A 15,981-nucleotide genomic window follows, 5' to 3' on the forward strand; every position below is an offset into this window, starting at 1 on the left:
CCCTTCGGGCGGACGGCGGGACTTCCGACACACGCCCTAGGGGCTTTCCTCGACGGCGTACGCCTCCACCGACCAGAGCGAGTAGCCGAACTCGGTACCGCGGGCGTCGCCCTGGACCCTGAGGAAGCGGGTGTCCTTCGCGTCCATGCGGACGGACTCGCGTCCGCCCCTGCCGTCCCGGACGGTCGCCGCCGTGCGCCAGGTGCGGCCGTCCGCGGAGACCTGTATGCGGTAGCGGGAGGCGTACGCGTCCTGCCACCGCAGCACCACCTGCCCGATCCTGGCGGGCTCCGCCAGTTCCGCCTGCCACCAGGCGCCGTCCTCGGCCGGGGACGACCAGCGGGTGGCCGGATCGCCGTCCGACGCGGCGGCCGCCGGGAAGTCCGGGGTCTCGTCGCCGGACGACGAGGCGGTGGCCGTACGTGCCAGATCGGGCCCGGCGGTCCGCGGGTAGGCCCGCACGGTGAGGGTGCTCTCCTCGCCGCCGAAGCTGATCGGCACCTCGTACTCACCGGCGGGGGTGTCCGCCGGGACGGTGATCTCCACGGGGACGTCGGTACGTGACCCACGCGGCACCGTCGTCTGCTTCGGGATGCTCACCTTGATGCCCCGGGGCGCCTTCACGCTGAGCGCGCCGCGCACCTCGGCGGGGCGGCGGGCGGCGAGTCGCGCCGCGACCCGCTGCGGCCGGCCGCCGATCTCGGCGTCCGTCTCGCCGCGTACGAGATCGAGTCTGGCCACGGGCTCGTCACCGAACCACGGCACGAGAGCGCGTACCCGCGGGGCTTCGGGGACGGTACCGGAGACGGCCGGTGGCAGCGTGCCCGCGCTCACGCCGGGGGCGGTCACGGCGGCACCCGTGGCCCAGCTGATCCGGATCGCGTCGGCCCGCAGGCCCTTGGTCGCCGTCTGGGTCCAGCCGGTCGTCGACAGCCGGCCGAGGCGGCGCCAGCCCTCGCCCGGCACATGGGCCTCGAGCCGCGCGTCCGCCGCGGCTCCGCTGCCGGGTACGGTCATCACGGTCACCTCCTCCACCGGGCGGGTCCGGTTCAGCCGGACCGTGTGGCTGCCCGGGGCCGTGGTCACCGTGCCGACGGAGCGGTCCGCGCCGGTCCAGGCGTCGGCCTCCTTGCGCACCCGGTCCAGGAAGGGGCCGAGCACCCCCTTGCCTACCGTCGCCCCGCTCGCCCCGGCCGCTGTGCGCAGCGGCTCCAGGGCCAGCGACGCCTTCCACGCGGCCGCGCCGTCACCGCGCGCCTGGGCCTGCAGCAGATCGACGGCGAGCTCACCCGCCCGCCCATACCGGGCCAACTGCTCCGTCCAGGGCCGCACTTCGTCGTCGAGCCGCCCGTCCGCCGGGCCCTTCAGCCGCTGCGGGGCCTCCCGCATCACGGTGAAAGCGGCCCGCAGTTCGCGTGCCGCATCGTCCCGCGCCGTGGCGTCCGCCGTCGTACGGGAGTTCCAGAACGCGGTGAGCAACGGCCGCAGATAGGCCGACTCGTCGCCGCCCAGTACGGACGTCGCGCTGTTCCCGGCCAGCGCCCGCAGCGCGTCGCGGGTGCGGGCGTCGCCGCCCGCCAGATCGTCCATGGCCGCCTGCCAGGACTCCTGCGCCCGGTAGTCCTTCGGGTTCCAGGCGAAGTCGGCGGTGGTGAACAGCGGGATGCGGGACGCGGACGGCTGCTCCATGGCGTTGGCGAGCAGCGCCGCCGAGCCGAACGCGACCGCCGGGTCCCGGCCGGTGTAGGGACCGAGGAAGATACGGTCCTGTGCGTAGTCGTTGACCGGGTAGTTGTCCATCGTGACGAGCGGATGCCGGAACGTGGCGCGCGCACCGGCCAGTTCCCCGCCGGTGATGGTCCTCGGCACGACCCCGACGCCGGTCCAGGCGATCTGCACCCGGTCGTCCAGCTCCTTCGCGAGAGCCGCGCGGTAGTCGGTGACCCCGTCCTGGTAGAACTCCGTCGGCATCACCGACAGCGGCTCCGCATCCGGGTACCGGTCCGCGAGATGCTGCGCCACCCTGCTCGCGACCCGCGCCTGGGCCCTGGCCGCCGCCTCGGGTCCGCTGCCGAAGGTGTCCGGGTCGTCGTCGCAGTGCCATTCGCTGTAACTGACGTCCTGGAACTGCAGCTGGAAGACGCGCACGCCGAGCGCCCACATGGCGTCGATCTTCCGCGTCAGCGCCTTCACATCGCTGTCCGACGACAGGCACATGGCCTGGCCGGGGGAGACCGCCCAGCCGAGCGTCACATGCTGGGCGCGGGCCCGTTCGGCCAGTGCGCGGAAGTCGGCGCGCCACTCGGCGGGGTACGGATCGCGCCAGCGGGCCTGCCGGTACGGGTCGTCGCCCGCCGCGTAGAGGTACCGGTTCTGCTTTGTCCGCCCCATGAAATCGATCTGTGCGAGTCGCTCCGCGCGCGTCCACGGCCGGCCGTAGAACCCCTCGGTCATGCCGCGTACGGCGGTGCCCGGCCAGTCCCGCACGACGACCCCGGCGACGCTTCCGTTCCGGATCAGCTGACGCAGCGTCTGCACGGCGTGGAAGAGGCCGTCGTCGCCGAGTCCGTCCAGGGCGACGGTGGGGCGGCCCGCGACCGTGCCGACCGCGATCCGGTAGCCGCCGGACGGCAGATCGGCGGGCTGCGGGGCGCGCAGGGCCCGCAGGGCGTCCTGGGCGTCGTCGCCGAGCCGGATGACCGGCCCGCGGCCCGGCAGCGCCTCGTGCACGGTTCGCACGCCCGCGTCGCGCAGCACCTGCCGGGCCGCGTCGAGGGCGTACGGATCGGTGTGCGCACCGGCGAGGAGGGTCACCTCGGTGGAGAGCGGTACGGCGGCTCCGGACGCCTTGATGGTCTGCGGGCGCGGCCACACGGTGGGCAGCGAGCCGTCGTCCGTACGGTCGGGTGTCGAGACGGCCGGGGAGCCGGGGTCCGAGGATGCGGCGAAGGCGGCCGGGGAGCCGGTGGAGAGCAGTCCGCCGAGCACGGCGGCCGCGACGGCCGCCGCCTGCTTTCTGCGCCTGAGCTGCATGCCGTGATCCCTCGCTCCCATCGATGGGCTCCGAGCCCACCACCCGGGCGCGAGGGTGTCAATGCGTGTGGCCGTTGTGCCCTGTATGCCCGATGTGGCGGGTGGGGTGAGGTGTGGTCAGTGATCGGCGGACCGCAGCAGAGACGACGCCGAATGGCCGAAAACGGCGGAGGGTTTACGGGTAACCGGCCCCTGAGGAACGGAATGTGACCCAGGGCACGTTGGAGTCGTTGTTGTAGTGCCTATGTCTGCGGTCGCGCTCGCTGGGTAGGCCTGCTGTGTCCACTTGTCCACGGCCAGGAGGCCGCCATGCCCGCTGCCGCGCAGCTTCTGCTCTCCGCCCTGTCCAAACAGGTACCGGGTCCCGGCCCGCTCACCGGCGAACCCGCGTACGCCGACGCCGTACCCCTCACCAGCGAGCCGTCGCTCGCCGCAGCCGTTCCTCTCACGAGCGAGCCGCCGCTCGCCGCAGCCACCCCCTTGACGAGCGAGCCGCCGCTCGCCGTCGTCGCCCCCCTGACCAGCGAGCCGACCGCCCCCGGAACCGCGGGGGGCACGGAGTCCCCAGGAGTCTGAATGGGCCTGTCCCGGCTCGCCGCACTGCACGGTGTCGCCACCTCCTACTCCCCGTCCGCCGATGTCACGGTGACCGTCCCCGACGACACGGTGATCGCCGTGCTCGCCGCCCTGGGCGTGGACGCCGCCACGCCCGAAGCGGTACAGGAAGCACTCGCCGCCGCCGAGTCGGAGGCCGCCTCCCGGCTGCTCCCGCCGACGCTCGTGGTGTGGACCGGGGAGCCCCTGCCGCCCGCCCTGACCGCACTGCGCCCCGGCACAACACTGGACATCGAGCCCGAGGGGGCGGCCGGATCGCCCCGGCCGCCACGGATGAGGGTGCCGGGCGGACAGCCGGATCCGGCCGTTTCCGCGGTGAGCGCCGCCACCCCGGCCTGGTGGGCCGAACCCCCGCTCGGCGTCCACCGGTTGACCGTGCGCACCCCGCACGGCCGGTCCGCCACCACCACTCTGATCGTCGCCCCCGCCCGGGTGCCCCAGCCGCCCCGGCGCACCCATGGCTTCCTCGTCCAGCTCTACTCCCTGCTCTCCGGCCGCTCCTGGGGCATGGGCGACCTCGGCGACCTCGCCGATCTCGCCGCCTGGTCGGGCCGGACCCTCGGCGCCGGGTTCGTCCAGGTCAACCCGTTGCACGCCGCTGTACCGGGCAGACCCACCGACCCGTCCCCGTACCGCCCCTCCTCGCGCCGCTTCCCCGACCCCGTCCATCTGCACATCGAGTCGATCCCGGAGTACGGGCACGTGCGGGACCGGGCCGCCCTCGACGACCTGCGGCAAAGCGCCGAGGCCCTCAGCGAAGCGGTCCTGGACAAGGGCGCCCTGATCGACCGGGACGCCGTCTGGGAGCTCAAGCGCCAGGCTCTCGCACTCGTGGCGGAGGTCCCGCTGACCCCCGGCCGTCGCGCGGCCTACTGCGACTTCCTCGCCGAGCAGGGGCAGGCCCTGGAGGACCACGCCCTGTGGTGTGCCCTCGCCGAGGTGCACGGCTCCGACTGGCACGCCTGGCCGCCCGCGCTGCGCGACCCCCGCTCCCCGCAGACCGCCCGCGCCCGCGGCGAGCTCCTCGACCGGGTCGACTTCCACTGTCGGCTCGCCTGGCTGACCGACACCCAGCTCGGCGCCGCCCAGAGCGCCGCGCGGGACGCCGGGATGGCGGTCGGCATCGTCCACGACCTCGCTGTCGGCGTGCACCCCGGCGGCGCCGACGCCTGGGCGCAGCAGGACGCCTTCGCGCACGGCATGTCGGTCGGCGCGCCCCCGGACGCGTTCAACGCGCGCGGCCAGGACTGGGGGCTGCCCCCGTGGCGACCCGACGTCCTCGCCGCGTCCGGCTACGCCCCGTACCGCGGACTGCTCCGCGGTCTCCTCGCCCACGCGGGCGCGCTCCGCATCGACCACGTCATGGGCCTGTTCCGGCTCTGGTGGGTTCCCGAGGGAAAACCGCCGACCGAGGGCACCTACGTCAGCCACGACGCCGAGGCGATGCTCGCTGTCCTCGCCCTGGAGGCGCACCTGGCCGGTGCGGTCGTCATAGGGGAGGATCTCGGCACGGTCGAACCCGGCGTACGCGAAGCGCTCGCCCGGCGCGGAGTGCTCGGCACGTCCGTGCTCTGGTTCGAGCGCGACTGGGCGGGCACCGGCCGCCCGCTGCCCCCGCAGGACTGGCGTGAGGGATGCCTGGCCACCGCCACCACCCACGACCTGCCGTCCACAGCCGCCCGGCTCACCGGCGACCATGTGACGCTCCGCCACCGCCTCGGCCTTCTCACCCGCACCCTGGAGCAGGAACGGACCGAGGACGCCACCGACACCGCCGAGTGGCTCGCCCTGCTCGCCCGACTCGGACTGTTCCCGGAGGGTGAGGGCGACGAGGAGGGCGCGGTCCGGGCCGTCCACCGCTTCCTGCTGCGCACCCCCGCCCGCATGGCCGGCATCTGGCTCCCGGACACGGTCGGGGACCGCCGCCCGCAGAACCTGCCGGGCACCTGGGACCAGTACCCCAACTGGCGGCTGCCCATCGCCGACGCGGAGGGCCACCCGGTCACCCTGGAGGAGCTCACCGCGTCCCCTCGTCTGCACCGCCTGATGGAGGTCCTCGACCCCGGGAGCGGTCGCCCGCGTCCCCGTACGGCACCCCCGGGCGCGCGTCGCTCCTAGGCGTTCGCTACGTTTGAACCGTGGACAAGAAGAACGCAATGCGCGCCGGCGCCGTGGCGGCCGGTACGACGCTGATGATGCTGCTCATGTCGTCCCCCGCGCTTGCGCTGACCCGTGACGACGGTGACGACCCCGGCCCCGGCCTGAGCGCGATCGACACGATCGGCCTCTACGTCGTGGCCCCCATCGCTCTGTTCGTGATCATCGCGGGCCTGGTCATGCTCCTGGACAAGTCCAAGAAGCAGGCCTGACCCTCCGGTTGCGCAGCGCCAGAACTGCGTAGCTCCACCAGTGCTGCCCCAGGGCGCCCCGACGTGCGTAAGACACGTCGGGGCGCCCTGTTGCGCGTTCCGGAGAAGGAAGCGTTTCCTCATAATTAAGTTTCACTACATAAATAAAACTGAATTATTCGATGGACCTGAACGCTCCTCGATGTGACGGTAGCCGTGCGACCGACGCATCTCCCGGTGGGGGAGAGGGGCAAGGGGTATCCCATGGCAGTCCTGGACCGGATCCGCAGCAGTCGGGCCGCCGGCGCGCAGACGGCGCGGAGGGGCTCGGCGGCCGGTCTTCTGCTCGCCGCCGCGGCGACCGCCGTCTGGTCCGGATCCTTCGTCGCCTCCCGCGCCCTCCACGACTCCGTCCCGCCCGTACAGGCCGCATTCTGGCGCTGGATCGTCGCCGTCGTCGCGGTCGCGCCGTTCGCGATACGGCAGACCTGGCGGCAACGCACCCTCATCCGCCGCCACCTGGGGTTCGTCGCCCTTGCCGCACTGCTCGGCGTCACCGTCTACAACACCCTGGTCAACCAGGCAGGCCTGTCCACATCGGCCGGCAAGATGGGCATGATCATGGCGGCGTCGCCCGTGGTGATGGCGGTGTACGAACGCCTCGGCGGCCGTCGGCTCGGGGCGCGCCGCACCGTCGGGATGGCCGTCGCCTGCACCGGAGTGCTGCTGCTGGTCGGCGGCGGGTCCCTGGCGACGGACTTCGCGCCCGGCGATCTGTGGATGTTCGCCGCGATGCTCAGCTTCGCCTCGTACAGCGCGCTGCTGCGCCGCCGCCCCACGGAGATCGGCGGACCGGCCTTCCTCTTCGCCACCTTTGTGCTCGGTGCCCTGATGCTGGCGCCCGCCTTCGCCGTCAGCGCCGCCGTCCAGGGCGGTTTCGAACCGACGACCGCCACCGTCGGACCGCTCCTGTACGTCGGTGTCCTCTCCTCCGCGGTCGCCTTCTTCGCCTGGAACAAGGCCGTCGCCCTGATCGGCGCGGCGCGGACCGGGGTCGTGTACTACCTGCAGCCGGTCTGCGTGGCCGGGCTCTCGGCCGTTTTGCTGGGCGAGTCCACGGGGCCGGTGGAGCTCCTCTGTCTGGCGTTGATCATCGGTGGAGTGGCTCTGGGGGCCGGACGGGCCGGGGCCGCGGCGGCGGATAATGTGCGGACATGACCGAGTGGGACATCAAGAAGCTCCGGATTCTGCGCACGCTGAGCGAGCGCGGGACCGTCACGGCGACGGCCGAGGCGCTGCTGATGACCCCCTCCGCGGTGTCCCAGCAGCTCTCCAATCTGGCCAAGCAGCTCGGCGTACCCCTGCTGGAAGCACAGGGCCGACGCGTCCGGCTCACCGATGCCGCACATCTCGTACTGCGCCACGCCGAAGCGGTCTTCGCCCAACTGGAACGTGCCGAAGCCGAGTTGACCGGCTACCTGCGGGGTGAGGCGGGGGAGGTGCGGGTCGGCGCCTTCTCGACCGCAGTGCCCGCCCTCGTCGTGCCGGCGGTCCGGCTCCTGCGCGCCGACGACCGGCCGGGACCGTCCGTACGGGTGCGGGAGGCGGAGGCCGCGGAGGCGTACGAACTCCTGTCGGCCGGCGACGTCGACCTCGCGCTCTCCCTCGCCGCGCACGCACCGACCGCCCACGACCCCCGCTTCACCCTCCTCCCCCTGCTGACCGACCCGCTCGACGTCGCCCTCCCCACCGGTCACCGGCTCGCGGACGCCCCAGGGCTCCGGCTGGCCGACCTCGCCGCCGAACCGTGGATCTTCGGCGGCTCGGGCCCCTGGTCGGAGATCACCACGGCCGCGTGCGAGGCGGCCGGGTTCGTGCCGGAGCAGGCGCACAGCGCCTCCGGGTGGACCGCGATCCTCGCCATGGTCGAGGCGCACATGGGTGTCGCCCTGATCCCGCGGATGGCGTCGGCGGAACGCCGCAAGGGTGTGGTGATGCGCGTTCTGGAGGCGGACCTGCCCAGGCGCCATGTGGTGGCGGCGGTACGGCAGGGGGCGGAGGAGAGTCCGGCGGTGGCCCGGGTCCTGGCCGCGCTCGAACAGGTCAGCTCGGCCCGCGCGAAAACATTCAGCTGAGCTGAATGAATTGTGCGAAAACTTTCGATGGACCTGATGGTTCATTCGGCGCGACAGTTACCCACATGACCTTCGACGCGAGCGAGACCACGGCCACGGACAACGACCCCCACGCCAACGATGCGGCCCCGTACGGCGGAGGCGACCCCTACGCCGACTACCGGACCGGCGACTTCCCCTTCACCGATCTGGTGGACCTCGCAGACCGCCGTCTCGGTGCGGGTGTGATCGCCGCGAACGACGAGTTCTTCGCCGAGCGCGAGAACCTGCTGATCCGCGAGCGCGCCGTGTTCGACCCCGAGCACTTCGGGCACAAGGGCAAGATCATGGACGGCTGGGAGACCCGCCGCCGCCGCGGCACCGACGCCGCACACCCCTTCCCCGCGCCCGAGGACCACGACTGGGCCCTGGTCCGTCTCGGCGCCCCCGGCATCATCCGCGGCATCGTCGTCGACACCGCCCACTTCCGCGGCAACTACCCGCAGCGCGTCTCGATCCAGGCGACGTCGGTCGAGGGATCACCCAGCCCCTCCGAACTCCTCGCCGACGACGTGAAATGGGAGGAGATCGTCCCGCCGACCCCCGTGCGCGGCCACGCCGCCAACGGGTTCGAGATCACCGGCGGCCGCCGCTACACCCACATCCGCCTCTGCCAGCACCCCGACGGGGGCATAGCCCGACTCCGCGTCCATGGCGAGGTCCTCCCCGACCCCACGTGGCTGGCGACCCTCGGCACGATCGATCTGATCGCGGTGCTCAACGGCGGTGCGTACGAGGACGCCTCGGACCGCTTCTACTCCTCACCGACCCAGATCATCCTGCCCGGCACCTCCCGCAAGATGGACGACGGCTGGGAGAACCGCCGCCGCCGCGTACGCGACACGAACGACTGGGTCCGCTTCCGCCTGGTCGCCCAGGGCGCGGTCCGCGCGGTCGAGATCGACACGGCCTACCTCAAGGGCAACGCGGCCGGCTGGATCGCCCTCCAGGGCCGCAACGGCGAGACGGGTGAATGGTTCGACATCATCCCCCGCACCCAGCTCCAGCCCGACACCCTCCACCGCTTCCCCCTCCGCGCCCAGGCTGTGGTCACCCACGTCCGCCTCGACGCCTTCCCGGACGGCGGCGTGGCCCGCATGCGCCTGCACGGCACGCTCACGGAATCGGGCGCCGCCGAACTGGCCGCCCGCTACGAGGAGTCGGGCGCGTAACCGCTCACAGGGGCCTGCCCCGGACCCCGGTCCGGGGCCGCCGGGCGGGCTTCACGCCGCCCGTCCGCACCTGACGACCCGGCACCCCACCACTCCCGCCCGGCGAACGGCTGCGCAACGGCGCCCGTCCGCCGGGCGGTATTCAGCCAGGGCTCTCGACTCTGCAGGGCCGCCGTGGAGGCCGAACTCGCGGTGTCGTAGGGGCTGACCGTCCTCGACCCGGGCCGGGGGCGGCCTGCCCGCTACGATCACGGCTCGTCACCGGGCAGCATCGGGAGGGGTCGTGACCGAGAAGCAGAGCACAGCGGCAGGTGCCGCTGTCGAGCTGAGATACGAGCTGGGGCAGCCGGACTGGTCCGACGCGTTCCACGCACGCGGGCGGGTACGGGGGATCAAGGGCCGGCTGCAAGGGCTGCTCTCGCCGGCGCTCTTCGCAGCGGCGGTGTGGCTGCTCGCCGACAGCGTCCCGGCCGCGGGAATCGCCTTCCTCATCAGCCTGTTCGGCCTCGTCGCCAGGACGGGCGTCCTGGCCGCGCGGCATGCCAGGACGGGAACCCCGCTGGGGCCCTGGACCGTGACCGTCGCCGACTCCGACGACGCTGTGCGCTTCGCGGGCACGGACATGGAGACGCGCCGGGGCTGGCGGAGCCTCGGCGGGTACGTGGAGACCGCCGCCGGATTCGTCCTGCTGACGCCCCCGCCGTACCTGCTCGTCGTGCACTATCTGCCGAAGCGCGCCATGAGCAGGGACGACACCGACCGGCTGCGAGGCATACTCGACCGCCACCTGCCCCGCCACGGCAGCCGTCCGCCCCAGCACTGAGGTTCGGTAGGATCCGCAGGTCGTCGTACCGGGGAGGAACCATGGCCGAGGGCCGCAGCGCCGAAGACACCGACAACGGCGCGGAAACCTCCGCCGACGTCGTGGACGAACAGACCGCGGTCCAGCTGGTGTACCTGCCCCAGAAGGCCGACACAATGGTCGGCCTGCGGGTCCGTGAGCGGATCAAGCGGACCGGGCTGCTGCTGAAGGGCGTGTTCCTCACACTGTGGATAGGGCAGTGGCTGCTCTCCGCCGTGGGCCGCGGGAGGATCGACCCGATCGCGACCGTTCTGGTCCTGTTCGGCGTCCTGGTGGTGTTGGGGTACCCGCGGCTGCAGGCCGCGAACGTGCAGCGGATCACCGGATGGCAGGGCGAGTACCGCGTCACCGTGTCCCCGGCCGGGATCACCTGCCGCAGCGACCACAGCACGTTGGTCCAGAAGTGGTCCGTCTTCCAGGGCTATCGGGAGACGGCCGGCCACTTCGTCCTGCTCAGCCGGGACCCCAACATCATGTGGCTCAGTGTCCTGCCCAAGCGGGGCGTGCACGGGGCCGGAGACCTCGACCGACTGCGGGCCGTCCTGGACCAGCACACCACTCGTGTGTGACGAACGCGGCCTCTGAGCGTGGCGCATCGCCGCCCATTGTGTGAGCCCCCCTTACTGGCCGAACGTCTCCTGGGGGACGCGGAAGAGGCATGCAAAGGGGGCGCTCCACGAAGGAAGCGCCCCCACTGCTCAGCTGCTGCTGTTACTGCTACGCGGTAGCCGCTGCCGCGTCCGCCGCCTGCGCCTTCAGCGCGCGCTCCACGCCTGCCCGCGACTCGGAGATCAGCCGGTGCAGTGCCGCATTCGGCTTTGCCGAGTCCAGCCACGCGACCGTTGCGTCCAGGGTCTCCTGCGAGACCTGGAGGGACGGGTAGAGACCGACGGCGATCTGCTGGGCCATCTCATGGCTGCGCGAGTCCCAGACCTCCTTCACCGCTGCGAAGAACTTCTCGGTGTACGGGGCCAGCAGCTCGCGCTGGTCGGTCTGGACGAAGCCGCCGATGACCGCCTCCTGGACGGCGTTCGGGAGCTTGTCCGACTCGACGACCGAGGCCCATGCCTCCGCCTTGGCCTCGGCCGTGGGGCGTCCCGCGCGGGCGGTCGCCGCGTGGCGTTCGCCGGCGGCCGTCTTGTCGCGCTCGTACTCGGCGGCGATCTCGTCCTCGTCGAGCAGGCCGACCGCGGCAAGTCGCTCGACGAATGCCCAGCGCAGCTCGGTGTCGACGGCGAGGCCCTCGACCGTCTCCGTGCCGTTGAGCAGCGCCTGGAGCAGGTCGAGCTGCTGCGGGTTGCGGGCCGTCGCCGCGAGTGCGTGGGCCCAGGCGAGCTGGTGGTCGCTGCCGGGCTCGGCGGCGCGCAGGTGGGCGAGCGTCGCCTCCGTCCAGTGCGCCAGTGCCGCCTCGCGGGACTCCGGCGCCGCGTACAGGTCCAGGGCCAGCTTCACCTGCCGGTGCAGCGACTGGACGACGCCGATGTCCGACTCCTTGCCGATGCCGGACAGGACGAGCGAAAGGTAGTCGCGCGTGGCCAGTTCGCCGTCACGGGTCATGTCCCAGGCGGAGGCCCAGCACAGGGCGCGCGGCAGGGACTCGGTGAAGTCGCCGAGGTGCTCGGTGACGACCCGCAGGGACTCCTCGTCGAGGCGGACCTTCGCGTACGACAGGTCGTCGTCGTTGAGGAGGATGACCGCCGGACGGGCGGTGTTCGCCGGGTACGGGACGGTGGTGCGCTCGCCGTCGACATCCAGCTCGATCCGGTTCGTGCGGACCAGCTTTCCGGCCTCGTCGAGGTCGTAGCAGCCGATCGCGATCCGGTGCGGGCGCAGCGTCGGCTCGCCCTTGGCGCCGGCGGGCAGAGCCGGGGCCTCCTGCAGGACGGTGAACGAGGTGACGTGACCGTTCTCGTCGGTGGTGATCTCCGGGCGCAGGATGTTGATGCCCGCCGTCTCCAGCCACGCCTTCGACCAGGTCTTCAGGTCACGGCCGGAGGTCTCCTCCAGCGCGCCCAGCAGATCGGACAGCCGGGTGTTGCCGAACGCGTGCGCCTTGAAGTACGCCTGGACGCCCTTGAAGAACTCGTCCATGCCGACGTACGCCACCAGCTGCTTCAGGACCGAGGCGCCCTTGGCGTAGGTGATCCCGTCGAAGTTGACCAGCACGTCGTCCAGGTCACGGATGTCCGCCATGATCGGGTGCGTGGACGGCAGCTGGTCCTGGCGGTAGGCCCAGGTCTTCTCCGAGTTGGCGAATGTGGTCCAGGAGTTCGGCCACTTGGAGCCCTCCGCGTACGCCTGGCACGCGACCGAGGTGTACGTGGCGAACGACTCGTTCAGCCACAGGTCGTTCCACCACTCCATGGTGACGAGGTCGCCGAACCACATGTGCGCCAGCTCGTGCAGGATGGTCTCCGCACGCCGCTCGTACGCCGCGTCCGTCACCTTCGAGCGGAACACGTACTGGTCGCGGATGGTGACCGCGCCCGCGTTCTCCATCGCGCCCGCGTTGAACTCCGGTACGAACAGCTGGTCGTACTTGGCGAACGGGTAGTCGTAGTCGAACTTCTCCTGGAACCAGTCGAAGCCCTGCCGCGTGACGTCGAAGATCGCGTCGGCGTCGAGGAACTCGGCGAGCGAGGGACGGCAGTAGATGCCGAGCGGAACGGACTGGCCGTCCTTCTCGTAGCTGCTGTGCACCGCGTGGTACGGGCCGGCGATCAGGGCCGTGATGTACGTCGAGATGCGCGGCGTCGGCTCGAAGACCCAGACGTCGTCCTTGGGCTCCGGGGTGGGGGAGTTCGAGATGACCGTCCAGCCCGTCGGCGCCTTCACGGTGAACTGGAAGGTCGCCTTCAGGTCGGGCTGCTCGAAGCTCGCGAAGACCCGGCGGGCGTCCGGCACCTCGAACTGCGTGTACAGGTACGCCTGCTGGTCGACCGGGTCGACGAAGCGGTGCAGGCCCTCGCCGGTGTTGGTGTACGCGCAGTCCGCGACGACCCGCAGCACGTTGGAGCCCGCGTGCAGGTGCGGCAGTGCGATCCGCGAGTCGCGGAAGACGGCGGCGACGTCGAGGGCCTTGCCGTTCAGCTCGACCTCGTGCACGGCCGGGGCGACCAGGTCGATGAAGGTCTCCGCACCGGCTTCGGCGGAGTCGAAGCGCACTGTGGTGACGGACCGGTAGGTGCCGCCCTCCTGTGCGCCGGAGAGGTCGAGATCGATCTCGTACGCGTCCACGGTCAGCAGGCGCGCCCGCTCCTGTGCCTCTTCGCGGGTCAGATTCGTGCCAGGCACCCGGTCATCTCCTTGATCTGTGATGTTTTCCAGCCATCCTTCCACGCGGAGCACACGCAACGCTATGTCCGTTTTCCGCCGGACACCGACGGTGCCACGCGCGACGCTCGAACCATGACCGGCTACGAGGCACGTCCCATCGAACCTGCTGTTCTCAAGGAGCTCCGCGACACCGACGACGCGGGCCGTCCCTGCGTCCCGTACACCGAGCGGGAAGGCGGCAGCCCGCTGCGCTGCTGTCTGCGGGGCGTCGAGCCGGGGGAGCGGATCGCCCTCGTCTCGTACGCGCCGCTGCGCCGCTGGGCGGCCGCGACCTGGGCCAGGCCCGGGGCGTACGACGAGCAGGGCCCCGTCTACATCCACGCCGAGGAGTGCGAGGGCCCGGCGGCGGGCGGGGACCGCTATCCGTTCGCCCGGGTCGGCGCTTTGCGCACGGTCCGCCGCTACAACGCGGACGGCCACATCGTCGGCGGCCGTCTGCTGGAGATCCCCGCCGATCCGTCGCGCGGCTTCGACGAGGCGTTCGCGGAGGCGTTCGCCGACCCGGAGGTGGCGCTGGTGCACGTCAGGGCCGTCGAGTACGGCTGCTTCCACTTCGAGGTCCGCAGGCCGCAGGGCTGAAGGGAGAGGGGCGGTAAAGGTATCGGCGGGCACCCGACCGGGCGCCCGCCGATACCTTCTTCCGTGCGACGCGTCAGCCGTTCAGCTCCGCCGCGACGAGCTCCGCGATCTGCACCGCGTTCAGCGCCGCGCCCTTGCGCAGGTTGTCGCCGGAGACGAAGAGCGCCAGACCGTTCTCCACGGTCTCGTCGGCCCGGATGCGGCCCACGTACGACACGTCCTGGCCGGCCGCCTGGAGCGGGGTCGGGATCTCCGAGAGCTCGACGCCCTCGGCGTCGTTCAGCAGCTCGTAGGCGCGCTCGACGCTGATCGGGCGGGCGAAGCGGGCGTTGATCTGGAGGGAGTGGCCGGAGAAGACCGGGACCCGGACGCAGGTGCCGGACACCTTGAGCTCCGGGATCTCAAGGATCTTGCGGGACTCGTTGCGGAGCTTCTGCTCCTCGTCGGTCTCGAACGAGCCGTCGTCGACGATCGAGCCGGCCAGCGGCAGCACGTTGAAGGCGATCGGCCGCTTGTAGACGGTCGGCTCGGGGAACTCGACGGCGCCGCCGTCGTGGGTGAGCTTGTCGGCGTCGGCGATCACCTTGGACGCCTGCCCGTGCAGCTCGGCGACCCCGGCCACACCGGAGCCGGAGACCGCCTGGTAGCTGGCGACGACGAGCGCGTCGAGACCGGCCTCGTCGTGCAGCGGGCGCAGCACGGGCATGGCGGCCATCGTGGTGCAGTTCGGGTTCGCGATGATGCCCTTGGGGCGGTTCTTGATCGCGTGCGCGTTGACCTCGGAGACGACGAGCGGGACCTCGGGGTCCCTGCGCCATGCGGAGGAGTTGTCGATCACGACGGCGCCCTGGGAGGCGACCTTCTCGGCGAGCGCCTTCGAGGTCGCGCCGCCGGCGGAGAACAGGACGATGTCCAGACCCGTGTAGTCCGCGGTGGAGGCGTCCTCGACGGTGATCTCCTGGCCCTCCCACTCGATCGTGGAACCTGCGGAGCGCGCGGAGGCGAAGAGCCTCAGCTCGTCGGTCGGGAACTTCCGCTCGGCCAGGATCCTGCGCATGACTGTGCCGACCTGACCGGTGGCGCCGACGATTCCGACCTTCACAGGGACTCCTTCAAACGTACGAACTGGCGCGGTTGCCGTTCCATGATGCGTATGTCCACGGCTTCCTTGTCCAATCCATTGTCCGGCAGACGGACAGCGGGCGGGAATCGAACGTTTCGCGGCGCCCCGGCGGCACAGGGGAAACACGCTCCAGGGGAGGGGGCGGCCCTTGCTGAGAAGGAAAGCCGCGGGCGCGGGGGCGGACCCCTCGGTCCGGCACGGTGGACCGGGTCCGCGCGATCCTGTCCCTCGGTGGAGTGCCGCCGTCCGACCTTCAGGACGGGGTGCAGCAGGTGCGCCTGCGGCTGCCGGCACGCACCGCGAACGGCAGGGAGGCCCCGCGGGAGGTGGGCGCGCGGGCGGCGGTGGTCGCCTCGAACCTCGCTGCCGACCGGCATCGCACCGGACACCGGCAGGAACGGATCGGAGCCCGGCTCGCCGCGCTGAGGGCGATGGGGCCGGGACCGGTGGGTGCGGCGCGGGCCGCTCGCCCCGGTCGCCTCGCTGGTGGCCCTGGTGTGCGCGCTGGGCGTCGGCGCCTCCCGGCCGGCGGCGGTCCGGGGGGCGGCGCTGCCGAGCTCACCGAGTCGGGGATCGTGGCCTGTGCGCGGCTCATCGCCGCCGCGGCCCGGGAGTGGATGTCGGCCGCCCTGCCGAAGGCCCGCTCCGGCACCTGCCCGGGCCGCGGCTGGGCGCGCAGGGGGAACGGGAAAGGGCGGGCGCCCCCGCGGGCGCCCGCCCTCTCTCGGTATCACCCCAC

12 protein-coding genes and 1 pseudogene are annotated in these 15,981 nt (G+C 72.0%); 10 read left to right on the forward strand and 3 right to left on the reverse strand.

Annotated elements, in window-relative coordinates; translation table 11 throughout:
- Positions 1–36 precede the first annotated feature (36 nt).
- Positions 37–3,033, reverse strand: coding sequence for a beta-N-acetylglucosaminidase domain-containing protein (locus ACFU6I_RS44145; protein WP_384378865.1), 2,997 nt, complete (start codon positions 3,031–3,033; stop codon positions 37–39).
- A 309-nt stretch (positions 3,034–3,342) separates the two neighbouring features.
- On the opposite strand from ACFU6I_RS44145, the gene ACFU6I_RS44150 reads away from it, so the two are divergent.
- The 8 genes from ACFU6I_RS44150 to ACFU6I_RS44185 all read left to right on the forward strand — a co-directional run bounded on the left by ACFU6I_RS44150 (position 3,343) and on the right by ACFU6I_RS44185 (position 10,773).
- Positions 3,343–3,609: a hypothetical protein gene (locus tag ACFU6I_RS44150; RefSeq protein ID WP_384378868.1), complete on the forward strand. Its 267-nt coding sequence runs from the start codon at positions 3,343–3,345 to the stop codon at positions 3,607–3,609.
- The gene (malQ, locus tag ACFU6I_RS44155) at positions 3,610–5,766 is read left to right on the forward strand and encodes a 4-alpha-glucanotransferase (RefSeq protein ID WP_384378871.1); all 2,157 of its coding nucleotides are present in this window, start codon (positions 3,610–3,612) and stop codon (positions 5,764–5,766) included. It begins immediately after the preceding gene.
- 38 nt (positions 5,767–5,804) lie between these two features.
- Positions 5,805–6,017, forward strand: a complete 213-nt coding sequence (locus tag ACFU6I_RS44160) for a hypothetical protein (protein WP_384378895.1) — start codon at positions 5,805–5,807, stop codon at positions 6,015–6,017.
- Positions 6,018–6,260: 243 nt separating this feature from the next.
- Positions 6,261–7,214 (forward strand): DMT family transporter, encoded by a 954-nt coding sequence (locus ACFU6I_RS44165; protein ID WP_384378873.1) that lies wholly within the window; start codon positions 6,261–6,263, stop codon positions 7,212–7,214.
- Positions 7,211–8,131: a LysR substrate-binding domain-containing protein gene (locus ACFU6I_RS44170; protein ID WP_384378876.1), complete on the forward strand. Its 921-nt coding sequence runs from the start codon at positions 7,211–7,213 to the stop codon at positions 8,129–8,131. The genes ACFU6I_RS44165 and ACFU6I_RS44170 overlap by 4 nt, the downstream gene beginning before the upstream one ends.
- Positions 8,132–8,196: 65 nt before the next feature.
- Entirely contained in the window at positions 8,197–9,342 is a 1,146-nt protein-coding gene (gene alc, locus ACFU6I_RS44175) for an allantoicase (RefSeq protein WP_384378879.1), read from the forward strand.
- 283 nt (positions 9,343–9,625) lie between these two features.
- On the forward strand, positions 9,626–10,165 hold the full coding sequence (locus tag ACFU6I_RS44180) for a YcxB family protein (protein ID WP_384378882.1): 540 nt from the start codon (positions 9,626–9,628) through the stop codon (positions 10,163–10,165).
- A 41-nt stretch (positions 10,166–10,206) separates the two neighbouring features.
- On the forward strand, positions 10,207–10,773 hold the full coding sequence (locus tag ACFU6I_RS44185; protein ID WP_384378885.1) for a YcxB family protein: 567 nt from the start codon (positions 10,207–10,209) through the stop codon (positions 10,771–10,773).
- Between the two features lie 148 nt (positions 10,774–10,921).
- Here ACFU6I_RS44185 and pepN read toward each other — a convergent pair whose 3' ends face one another.
- Complete coding sequence (gene pepN, locus ACFU6I_RS44190) at positions 10,922–13,498, reverse strand: aminopeptidase N (RefSeq protein WP_384378888.1); 2,577 nt, start codon at positions 13,496–13,498, stop codon at positions 10,922–10,924.
- 114 nt (positions 13,499–13,612) lie between these two features.
- Between pepN and ACFU6I_RS44195 the strand changes: the two genes are divergently transcribed.
- Positions 13,613–14,119: a DUF1203 domain-containing protein gene (locus tag ACFU6I_RS44195; RefSeq protein ID WP_266985627.1), complete on the forward strand. Its 507-nt coding sequence runs from the start codon at positions 13,613–13,615 to the stop codon at positions 14,117–14,119.
- A 73-nt stretch (positions 14,120–14,192) separates the two neighbouring features.
- Here the strand turns inward: ACFU6I_RS44195 and ACFU6I_RS44200 are convergent, their stop codons facing one another.
- Complete coding sequence (locus tag ACFU6I_RS44200; RefSeq protein ID WP_384378892.1) at positions 14,193–15,221, reverse strand: aspartate-semialdehyde dehydrogenase; 1,029 nt, start codon at positions 15,219–15,221, stop codon at positions 14,193–14,195.
- A gap of 78 nt (positions 15,222–15,299) precedes the next feature.
- Between ACFU6I_RS44200 and ACFU6I_RS44205 the strand changes: the two are divergent.
- A pseudogene (locus tag ACFU6I_RS44205) lies at positions 15,300–15,670 on the forward strand (RNA polymerase subunit sigma-70); the annotation flags it as partial.
- Positions 15,671–15,981 lie beyond the last annotated feature (311 nt).

The organism is Streptomyces sp. NPDC057486, from assembly GCF_042802415.1.
In the GTDB taxonomy this organism is placed as follows: domain Bacteria; phylum Actinomycetota; class Actinomycetes; order Streptomycetales; family Streptomycetaceae; genus Streptomyces; species Streptomyces yanii.

What these genes read in the sequence shown, in the direction of transcription:
- ACFU6I_RS44145 (WP_384378865.1), bottom strand. Translation starts at nt 3,033, where the DNA reads ATGCAGCTCAGGCGCAGAAAGCAGGCGGCGGCCGTCGCGGCCGCCGTG.
- ACFU6I_RS44150 (WP_384378868.1), top strand. Translation starts at nt 3,343, where the DNA reads ATGCCCGCTGCCGCGCAGCTTCTGCTCTCCGCCCTGTCCAAACAGGTA.
- malQ (WP_384378871.1), top strand. Translation starts at nt 3,610, where the DNA reads ATGGGCCTGTCCCGGCTCGCCGCACTGCACGGTGTCGCCACCTCCTAC.
- ACFU6I_RS44160 (WP_384378895.1), top strand. Translation starts at nt 5,805, where the DNA reads ATGCGCGCCGGCGCCGTGGCGGCCGGTACGACGCTGATGATGCTGCTC.
- ACFU6I_RS44165 (WP_384378873.1), top strand. Translation starts at nt 6,261, where the DNA reads ATGGCAGTCCTGGACCGGATCCGCAGCAGTCGGGCCGCCGGCGCGCAG.
- ACFU6I_RS44170 (WP_384378876.1), top strand. Translation starts at nt 7,211, where the DNA reads ATGACCGAGTGGGACATCAAGAAGCTCCGGATTCTGCGCACGCTGAGC.
- alc (WP_384378879.1), top strand. Translation starts at nt 8,197, where the DNA reads ATGACCTTCGACGCGAGCGAGACCACGGCCACGGACAACGACCCCCAC.
- ACFU6I_RS44185 (WP_384378885.1), top strand. Translation starts at nt 10,207, where the DNA reads ATGGCCGAGGGCCGCAGCGCCGAAGACACCGACAACGGCGCGGAAACC.
- ACFU6I_RS44195 (WP_266985627.1), top strand. Translation starts at nt 13,613, where the DNA reads ATGACCGGCTACGAGGCACGTCCCATCGAACCTGCTGTTCTCAAGGAG.